Consider the following 454-nt stretch of genomic DNA (forward strand, 5'->3'; position numbering starts at 1 on the left):
TCACTGTGGCACCGGCTTCAACGCTGCCGGTGAAGCTGACGTTCGTGGCTTCGCTCGCGCTTAACTGCTCATCGCCGCCGTCGTTGAACATGATGCTGTTCGCACCATCGCCCGTGGTTGGCGCGCTGGTATCAATGACTAAGTTGCCCGTGGCCATGCTGCTGTTACCCGCAGCGTCGGTGGCGGTCACGGTGACTTGGTAGCTACCGTCCATAAGCGCTGGTAAGGTGTCGTCCACCAAGGTCCAGGTGCCGTCGCCATTGTTAGTGGCGGCGTAATCCACACCCTCAACGGTTACCACTATGCTCGCCTCTGGATCATCTATGGTGCCGATCAAGGCTGGGGTGCTGTCATTGGTAACGTCATCGTTGATGGTCACCGAAGGTGCGCCCGTATCTAGGGTGGTGGTATCGGTGACCGTGCCTGTGTTCCCGGCAGCGTCGGTCACTGTCAT

General features: G+C 59.3%; 1 protein-coding gene. It reads right to left on the reverse strand.

Annotated elements, in window-relative coordinates; genetic code table 11:
* On the reverse strand, window positions 1-454 hold a 454-nt coding region (locus C2M24_RS16370; RefSeq protein WP_233999531.1), incomplete at both ends, for an Ig-like domain-containing protein.

Source organism: Pseudoalteromonas sp. T1lg22 (genome assembly GCF_002964645.1).
Lineage (GTDB): Bacteria > Pseudomonadota > Gammaproteobacteria > Enterobacterales > Alteromonadaceae > Pseudoalteromonas.